The sequence below is a fragment of the Shigella sp. FC1661 genome, assembly GCF_001712525.1.
Taxonomy (GTDB): Bacteria; Pseudomonadota; Gammaproteobacteria; order Enterobacterales; family Enterobacteriaceae; genus Escherichia; species Escherichia coli.
Genome location: NZ_MDGW01000122.1, coordinates 26601 through 35483 on the forward strand (window position 1 = coordinate 26601; position 8883 = coordinate 35483).

Annotated in this window: 4 protein-coding genes and 2 pseudogenes; 3 read left to right on the forward strand and 3 right to left on the reverse strand. The window is 42.6% G+C overall.

Annotated elements, in window-relative coordinates; genetic code table 11:
• Positions 1-10: 10 nt before the first annotated feature.
• Both evgS and evgA read right to left on the reverse strand, forming a co-directional pair.
• Positions 11-3603 (reverse strand): annotated as a pseudogene (gene evgS, locus BFF42_RS08870) (acid-sensing system histidine kinase EvgS).
• Positions 3604-3607: 4 nt separating this feature from the next.
• On the reverse strand, positions 3608-4222 hold the full coding sequence (gene evgA, locus BFF42_RS08875; RefSeq protein ID WP_000991370.1) for an acid-sensing system DNA-binding response regulator EvgA: 615 nt from the start codon (positions 4220-4222) through the stop codon (positions 3608-3610).
• A gap of 415 nt (positions 4223-4637) precedes the next feature.
• On the opposite strand from evgA, the gene emrK reads away from it, so the two are divergent.
• Positions 4638-5801, forward strand: coding sequence for a multidrug efflux MFS transporter periplasmic adaptor subunit EmrK (gene emrK, locus BFF42_RS08880; protein ID WP_012421564.1), 1164 nt, complete (start codon positions 4638-4640; stop codon positions 5799-5801).
• Positions 5801-7338: pseudogene (emrY, locus tag BFF42_RS08885) on the forward strand (multidrug efflux MFS transporter permease subunit EmrY). Before emrK ends, emrY begins: the two are co-directional and overlap by 1 nt.
• Before the next feature lie 107 nt (positions 7339-7445).
• Here the strand turns inward: emrY and dsdA are convergent.
• On the reverse strand, positions 7446-8714 hold the full coding sequence (gene dsdA / locus BFF42_RS08890; RefSeq protein WP_001051648.1) for a D-serine ammonia-lyase: 1269 nt from the start codon (positions 8712-8714) through the stop codon (positions 7446-7448).
• A gap of 46 nt (positions 8715-8760) precedes the next feature.
• Between dsdA and BFF42_RS08895 the strand changes: the two genes are divergently transcribed.
• A partial coding sequence (locus BFF42_RS08895) for an IS3 family transposase (protein WP_005083954.1) occupies positions 8761-8883 on the forward strand: 123 nt, incomplete at its 3' end.

Sequence of the window (8883 nt, forward strand, 5' to 3'; positions counted from 1 at the left end):
GAGCCGCTATTTAGTCATTTTTCTGACAGAAAACAGCAATCTCCTGGTCCAGCTCTGCAATGTGTTCTTTTACAGAGTTCAGCAACTGAAGAATTTCAGGCTTACTGTCATCTGAAACAGGTGTTATTTCTAACTGATGGCTAATATTAATCAACTTTTGCAAATTCAGGATGTTAGCCGCACCGTGGATGCGATGAATACACTGATGGAAAGTTCTGTTATCGCCAGCTTCTAGTGCTTGAAACGCAGCGGGTAGATCTTTATGCGTTTCATGCTGGAAAGTGATGAGAATCTCCTGCATCAGTTGTAGATCGTTCGCCGTATTATTTTTCAGGGCTTCGATATCAAGGTGGCGATACTGAGGTGCAATATGCGCAACCTGGTGTAACTGACTTAAATGTGTTTTCAGTACATCCAGGGTCAACGGTTTGAACAAACATAAGTTCATGCCGCAACTTAACCCTTTTTCACGTTCGTTAGCCTGTGCGTTGGCTGTAAGCCCCCAGATGGGTAAGGAAGAATTTTGCTCACGGAGTTTGCGAGTCAACTCAAAACCATCCATATTCGGCATATTAACGTCAGTAATAAGCAGATCATAATGTTGCATACTGACTTTGTGTAGCGCTTGCACACCATCAGTGGCTTCATCAACATCATATCCTAATAGATTTAGCTGGCGTTTGAGTAATAGCCTGTTGGTCGATGATCATCCGCGATTAATATGCTCAACTTTTCAGGTAGTGTGATGGGGTGTTCTGCTTTTGCCTCGACAGTCGCCACTTGCTGGCTAATTTCTACCGGGATTGTGATCGTAAATGTTGTTCCTATGCCTGGATGACTTTCTAATGACAAATCGCCCTGCATATTTTTAATTAATTCTTTGCAGATCATTAAGCCTAAGCCAGATCCTGTTTGCTGGCGACCTGCACTTGTTTGGCTGTAGCGTTTAAAGAGTTGTTGTTGTTCTTCCTGCGATAATCCACTTCCAGAATCCATAATCGTCATTTTGATAACAGCGTGGTTGTCATCAATGTGAACCAGGGAGGTCGTAATTTTTACTGCCCCCTCGGAGGTAAATTTGAGAGCATTGCTCAGTAAATTTGATAAGACCTGCTTAAACGCCTGAGGGTCGATCTTAACCAGGTAATGATCAGGAAATGTACTGCTGCAACTTAATGCGATCGATTTGCTTGCAGCAATCGCACCGAAAGAGTGACAAGTGTTCTGGACTAAAGTAGGGATATCGACCCATTGTAGTTGAAGTTGATAGTTACCCGATTCAATTTTGTCGACATCAAGGATTTCACCAATTAAGCCGAGGAGTGATTGTCCGGTGGCGTAGGCAAGTGAAATCGCCTCCACCCGTTGCTCCTTGCTAAGACCAGAACCCGACAGAAGTTCCAGGAAGCCCATAATGGAGCTTATTGGTGTTCTTATTTCGTGACTCATTGTTGCCAGAAACTGACTTTTTGCGACAGTTGCATTGATCGCTTTATTTCTCTCTACTTCGAGTGCATGAATTAAATCACGCGTCTCGGTAATATCTTGCCAACCACAAATATAAACAGCATGATCGCTGGCTGGCAGATTGCATAATGTATGCCAGTGATTAATGCATCTTTTCTCGATGCCATTATCAATTTCAAATACCTGTGTGTATATTGTTCGATTTTCTTTCGTTTCTGCTGTGACTTCATGCGCATTAGAAAAAACATCTTTAAAGGGTGAGTCACTGTTTTCTAATGGTAATATTGCATTTTTGTAGTAATCCGCAGTGAAATAATGTTCAAAAGCACTATTATGACTAATGACATTACCTTGCCAGTTTACAACATAAGTTGGATTTGGTAAGGAATCCGAGAGTGCTTTTCGGAATGATATTTGGTTTTCTAAATCACCCTGAATGACTTTACGACGACGAACTGAGCGTAACAGGTAGAATCCCCATAAAAGGCTACTGCCAACTAATAAAACGGATAATGTCGTAACAATATAAAATTGCTCGCTATAGAGGTCCCATGTGTCAATGGTCACATTGGGCATTTTAATCCATTTTTCCGTCAGGCGCAGAACTTCGCTTGGGGGAATTGCATTCAGTGCTTTATTAATAATATCCTTAAGTTCCGGTTCTCCGCGAGGAAAAGCGAACGAAAGCGATGCATTCGGAACGCCGGGAATAAGAAAATGATACAGTTCATTAGGATAGTAATGATCGATCATGTAACGCGAGTTTAGCTGTGTCGCGACCAGAGCATCAAGTTCACCTTCCTTGACCTTGTGAAATGCAGCGCTGGCGTTATCGACTTTTATCCACTCAACCTCCGGATACATCTCTTTTAATTGCGAATGCAGCTCATAATAATATGGAATGGCAACTTTCATTCCTTTTTTTAATGTTTGTTCACTGTCAGGTGCTTTTTGCATGACAAAAACGTATGGCGTTGTTATGAAAGCTTCTGCAAATGAAACATTATTTTCTCGATCTTCACTATAAATAGCGCCAGGTATTATATCCCATCCACCGGGGTTAAGCTGTGTTCCGGCATGGATATTGTGTGAAACGGTGATCGGAGAAAAATTTAAACCTGTTTGCAAGGTAATAATATTAAGAATATCCCCCATAACGCCCCGAACCGAGCCATTTTCATCCGTCATAGAATAGGGAGGAGAGTAAGGATTTTCCAGCACCTTTAAATCGGGATGTTGCTTAATCCACTGTTTTTCATGTTCAGTGAGTTCTAATGGTTTGTTCAGAAAGGCCAGGTTTCCTGTATCAAGCCAATTTTGTGAAACTTCATAGCGAACTTCATTTGTTAAAGCATCAACAAATCGATTGAGTACTTCATTAAGAACGACAGATTCTTTTCTGGTCAAGAAAAAATTATATTGACGCGGTGAGTTATAATATTTCACTACATTTAAGGAGTGAGTGAAATAGCGGGAAATCATACTGCTGGTAATGATGTTACTACCAATAAAGTAATCATTCTGTCCGGCTGAGACGGATGCTAATGCCTGATATAAATTTGTAAAAGAGATAATTGTTGCTTTTGGAAATGATTGATGAATTACCTCGTCAGGGGGATAATTTGCTACTCGAGCAATATTTACTGGTTTTGATGAGGTAAGCGGTCGCATTGAATCGTGAAGGGTGGTGACGAGCGCCGGAAAGGTAATTATCAGTGGTTTGGTTGCAGCAATGTCATCATTAAGAGGCGGCGAAGCAACTAAATGTGATAACACTATATCGACTTCACCTTCTTCCAGCGCGTCCATTGCTTTTTGATGATCGGCGTATTCCCGGAGTGTTAATTTGATATTTAACGCTCTTTTTAAAAGATTTAAATAATCAGCATTAATACCACGAACCCGTTGCTGCGAATCGGTATGCAACAAGGTAGCCGTTTGGGACTTGTGTACTGCAATCACAAGATTTTTTTTGCTCGCTAACCAACGTAATTCCTTGTTGCTCAGACGTACTGGATCAAGTGTGACACGGTTGTTACTACTGATGCCACGATATTCGATGTAATCTTCGTCTGCGAAACTTATGGTCGACCAAAGACCACAACAGAGAAGAAAAAAATAGGGTAAAAACTTCATGTGATTAGCCGATTTTGTTACGTTGCGCGAATGTGTAAAGATCCATCAGTGATTTACATTCTAATTTTTCCATCAGGCGACTTTTATAAGTGCTGACAGTTTTGTTGCTGATGAACATTTTTTCAGCAATGTCATTATTATCCTTGCCATCAAGAATATACCGCATGACACTAATTTCTTGTTTCGATAAGGAGTCGAGTTTTTGCTGGTCGGACGTTAAACTTCCAACAAACCGGTTGAGAGAGAAGGGGAAATAGCAGTAGCCATTTTTTGCAGCTTCAATAGCCGCAATGATATTGTTCATGCCTTCTTTTTTACTCACGAATCCATTAGCGCCAGCATCAGCACAATGTTTCCCGTAAAAATGGTCATTTTTAGCGGAGACAATAATAATAATTCCGCTATATTGGCGCTTCCTCAGCGTTTCTAACACCTGGATACCGTTAACTCCGGGGATATCGACATCAATGATGACGATATCAGGCTTAAGTGTTTCCACCCGCTGAACGGCGCTTCCCCCTTCAGTCAACTCCGCTAAGATTTCAATATCGTTTTTGATCAATAAATTACGAATTGCTGCGATAGCAAGAGGATGGTCATCAATAATTATTGCGTTCATAGATTATTCCCTTTGCAATGAAGCATCTCCCTTCTCCCTGTAGTAATACAGACATAAGGCGTCATCTCATTTTCTCAATAAAAATAAGAAAATCTGAGCTTCCTTTAAGATAATTCGACAAGTATACCATATAAATAGTCGGCATAAATGAAATGTCAACAATAAAATCAGGGGTTGTACCGATGATTTATAGTTTCAAGTTAGCACTATAAGTCTTCTTACTAATCCTACAGGCGTAAGAATTGTATTGCAAAAGCCACGGTTTAGTCCTCTGTTGTTTTTTTTGCACCTCATTTAAATTAGGCCTCCAACGTTCCTGGGATAATGTGCAACACATGCACTGTGTTTGATATGAAGAATGAATGCTCTTTTCATTCAATTCATAAATTTCATCTATGAGAAATGAGAGATAATAGTGGAACAGATTAATTCAAATAAAAAACATTCTAACAGAAGAAAATACTTTTCTTTATTGGTGGTAGTTTTATTTATTGCGTTTTCAGGTGCCTATGCCTATTGGTCAATGGAATTAGAAGACATGATTAGTACAGATGACGCCTATGTCACGGGGAATGCAGATCCAATTTCTGCACAAGTCTCAGGTAGTGTCACTGTCGTTAATCATAAAGATACGAACTACGTTCGACAAGGTGACATTTTAGTTTCACTGGATAAAACTGATGCCACTATCGCACTCAATAAAGCTAAAAATAATCTGGCAAATATTGTTCGGCAAACGAATAAACTATACTTACAGGATAAACAATACAGTGCCGAAGTCGCTTCAGCACGTATTCAGTATCAACAATCTTTAGAAGATTATAACCGTCGAGTGCCGTTAGCGAAGCAGGGGGTTATTTCAAAAGAAACGCTGGAGCATACCAAAGATACGTTAATAAGTAGCAAAGCGGCATTGAATGCCGCTATCCAGGCTTATAAAGCGAATAAAGCTTTAGTAATGAACACACCATTAAACCGTCAGCCACAAGTCGTTGAAGCGGCGGATGCAACTAAAGAAGCCTGGTTGGCGCTTAAACGTACGGATATTAAGAGTCCGGTTACCGGCTATATTGCCCAGAGAAGTGTTCAGGTCGGCGAAACAGTGAGCCCCGGACAATCGTTAATGGCTGTCGTACCGGCACGTCAAATGTGGGTTAATGCCAACTTTAAAGAAACACAACTCACGGATGTGCGGATTGGTCAATCGGTCAATATTATCAGCGATCTTTATGGTGAAAATGTTGTGTTTCATGGTCGGGTGACAGGGATCAATATGGGAACCGGCAATGCGTTCTCCTTATTACCTGCACAAAATGCGACAGGGAACTGGATCAAAATCGTTCAGCGTGTACCGGTTGAAGTTTCTCTTGATCCAAAAGAACTCATGGAACATCCCTTGCGTATTGGTTTATCGATGACAGCAACTATTGATACGAAGAACGAAGACATTGCCGAGATGCCTGAGCTGGCTTCAACCGTGACCTCCATGCCGGCTTATACCAGTAAGGCTTTAGTTATCGATACCAGTCCGATAGAAAAAGAAATTAGCAACATTATTTCGCATAATGGACAACTTTAATGGCAATCACTAAATCAACTCCGCACCATTAACCGGTGGGACGTTATGGTGCGTCACTATTGCATTGTCATTAGCGACATTTATGCAAATGTTGGATTCCACTATTTCTAACGTCGCAATACCGACAATATCTGGCTTTCTGGGAGCATCAACAGACGAAGGCACCTGGGTTATCACCTCGTTTGGTGTAGCAAATGCCATTGCGATCCCTGTTACTGGCAGGTTGGCACAAAGAATAGGCGAATTAAGATTATTTTTACTTTCAGTAACCTTTTTTTCGCTGTCTTCATTAATGTGTAGCCTATCGACCAATCTTGATGTGCTGATATTTTTTAGAGTCGTTCAGGGGTTAATGGCGGGGCCGTTAATTCCACTGTCACAGAGTTTATTATTAAGGAATTATCCGCCAGAAAAAAGAACATTTGCTCTGGCATTATGGTCAATGACCGTGATTATCGCTCCGATATGTGGGCCGATATTGGGCGGTTATATTTGTGATAACTTTAACTGGGGTTGGATATTTTTAATCAATGTCCCTATGGGGATTATCGTCCTGACATTATGCTTAACCTTACTTAAAGGAAGAGAAACTGAGACTTCACCGGTCAAAATGAATCTACCAGGACTGACCCTGTTAGTGCTCGGTGTTGGTGGCTTGCAAATTATGCTTGATAAAGGGCGCGATCTGGATTGGTTCAACTCGAGTACAATAATAATATTAACAGTAGTATCAGTTATTTCTCTGATCTCTTTAGTCATTTGGGAGTTGACCTCAGAGAACCCGATTCTTGATCTCAGTTTGTTTAAGTCCCGTAACTTCACCATTGGTATTGTGAGTATCACATGCGCGTATTTATTTTACTCTGGAGCGATCGTCCTTATGCCGCAGTTACTCCAGGAAACGATGGGGTATAATGCGATATGGGCCGGACTTGCTTATGCGCCCATCGGCATCATGCCACTATTAATTTCACCTTTGATAGGACGTTATGGCAACAAAATAGACATGCGGTTGTTAGTGACATTTAGTTTTTTGATGTATGCGGTTTGCTATTACTGGCGTTCTGTGACATTTATGCCAACGATTGATTTTACAGGCATCATTTTGCCGCAGTTTTTTCAGGGATTCGCCGTTGCCTGTTTCTTTTTACCCTTAACAACGATTTCGTTTTCAGGCTTGCCAGATAATAAATTTGCCAATGCCTCGAGTATGAGTAATTTTTTTCGTACCTTGTCAGGATCAGTTGGTACGTCGTTGACAATGACGCTGTGGGGACGACGCGAATCGTTACACCATAGTCAGTTGACAGCAACCATCGATCAATTTAACCCCGTGTTTAATTTATCGTCACAAATTATGGATAAATATTATGGTTCGCTTTCAGGAGTTCTTAATGAAATTAATAATGAAATAACCCAGCAGTCACTTTCTATTTCTGCAAATGAGATTTTCCGTATGGCGGCTATTGCTTTTATCTTACTTACGGTTTTGGTTTGGTTTGCGAAACCGCCGTTTACAGCGAAAGGCGTTGGGTGATGATAAAAGGAGGGGGTTATAGCGGGTAAGACCGGGGATCTTAAGTCTGCGCCATCGGCAGCATCGCTCACCCAGGGAAAGGATTGCGATGCTGCGTTGAAACGTTATTAACGGCCTTTTGCCAGATATTGATTCATCTCTTCTTCCGGCACCATTCCACCTCCCGTCGCCCACACCAGATGAGTGGTATTACGCAGTTGTTCTGCGCTGAAACCGTGCATCTGTTGGTAACTTACTGATGCACACACGCGCTGAGGTCCGGCCATACCCGCCAGTGCCGAAGGTTCAAGACGAATACCTTCTTCCTGCGCCAGCCAGCCAAGCATGTCATACATGGTTTGATCGCTAAGGGTATAGAAGCCATCCAGCAGACGCACCATTGCCCGCCCGACAAAGCCTGATGCGCGACCAACTGCAAGGCCATCCGCTGCGGTAAGGTTGTCGATACCAATATCCTGAACAGAAATCTGATCGTGTAATCCTGTATGGACGCCTAACAACATACAAGGGGAGTGCGTTGGTTCGGCAAAAAAGCAGTGAACATGATCGCCAAACGCCAGTTTAAGCCCGAATGCGACGCCACCAGGACCACCGCCAACACCACACGGCAGATAGACAAACAGAGGGTTATCAGCATCGACGATACGGCCTTGCTGGGCAAATTGCGCTTTAAGACGCTGGCCAGCGACGGAATACCCAAGGAACAACGTGCGGGAATTTTCGTCATCAATAAAGAAACAGTTCGGGTCAGACTGCGCTGCTTTACGTCCTTCCTCGACGGCAACACCATAATCTTGCTCATATTCCACGACCGTAACGCCATGGCTGCGCAGTTTCGCTTTTTTCCATGCCCAGGCATCAGCAGACATATGAACTGTCACCTTAAAGCCAATGCGGGCGCTCATAATGCCGATTGATAACCCCAGATTTCCGGTTGAGCCCACAGCAATGCTGTATTGGCTAAAGAACTGTTTAAACTCCGGAGAAAGCAGTTTGCTGTAGTCATCATCAAGCGTCAGCAACCCCGCTTCCAGAGCCAGTTTTTCTGCGTGTGCCAGGACTTCATAAATCCCGCCGCGTGCTTTTATGGAGCTGGAAATGGGCAAATGGCTATCTTTTTTCAGTAACAGTTGCCCGCTGATCGGTTGCTGATATTCTTTTTCCAGCCGTTTTTGCATAGCTGGAATGGCAACCAGTTCTGATTCAATAATCCCCCCAGTGGCAGCAGTTTCAGCAAATGCTTTTGCCAGATAGGGTGCAAAACGGGATAAGCGCGCATGGGCGTCCTGAACATCCTGTTCGTTCAGGCCAACATAAGGTAAACCTTCAGCCAATGAGGTCGTGCCAGGATGAAGTGGCACACTGAATTTGGCCACCTGAACAGAGGTGATATGCTCACCTCAGAACAACACAGGTGCTCCAATGAAAAAAAGAAATTTTAGCGCAGAGTTTAAACGCGAATCCGCTCAACTGGTTGTTGACCAGAAATACACGGTGGCAGATGCCGCCAAAGCTATGGATGTTGGCCTTTCCACAATGACAAGA

Excerpts from the sequence above, each read along its gene's own strand:
- evgA (WP_000991370.1), bottom strand. The coding sequence starts at position 4,222 with ATGAACGCAATAATTATTGATGACCATCCTCTTGCTATCGCAGCAATT.